Annotated in this window: 1 protein-coding gene; it reads left to right on the top strand. The window is 31.4% G+C overall.

From position 1 onward, the window contains the following. A partial coding sequence (locus RH85_RS22910) for a hypothetical protein (protein WP_006711310.1) occupies positions 1 to 338 on the top strand: 338 nt, incomplete at its 5' end. Positions 339 to 392: the final 54 nt, after the last annotated feature.

The following is a 392-nucleotide window of genomic DNA, read 5'->3' as shown; positions in this document are numbered from 1 at the left end:
TTGTAGGAAGCTTTCTTGGTAATCTCGGGGCAGATTCAGGATTCTTTAAAACAATACTCCCGTTTATTGAATCAAATAATATTAAACTCCATGAGTCGAATATAGGTGAAAATAGACCATATAAAATTATTTTTGACCTTGAAAATGGAGAGCTTTATGAGCTAAAAACAAATGCAAAATATAGTGATCCGATACATTCGATTACTTTCGCTAATCCAACATCTAAATCTTTAATAAAAGAAACAACCCATAATGATTATAATTACTATCTTTCGAGCAACGATGATGGCGAAATGGTAAAACCATATCACGTGTCACCAGCTTTACTTCAAGAATAAAAAGAACCTAGAATTTGATCGTGAATTCAATTGATTGAATTTACGACTACTTTT

Source organism: Vibrio ichthyoenteri ATCC 700023 (assembly GCF_000222605.1).
In the GTDB taxonomy this organism is placed as follows: Bacteria; Pseudomonadota; Gammaproteobacteria; order Enterobacterales; family Vibrionaceae; genus Vibrio; species Vibrio ichthyoenteri.
Note: the sequence above shows the minus strand (reverse complement) of the source record. Positions and strands in the feature narration are given on the sequence as shown.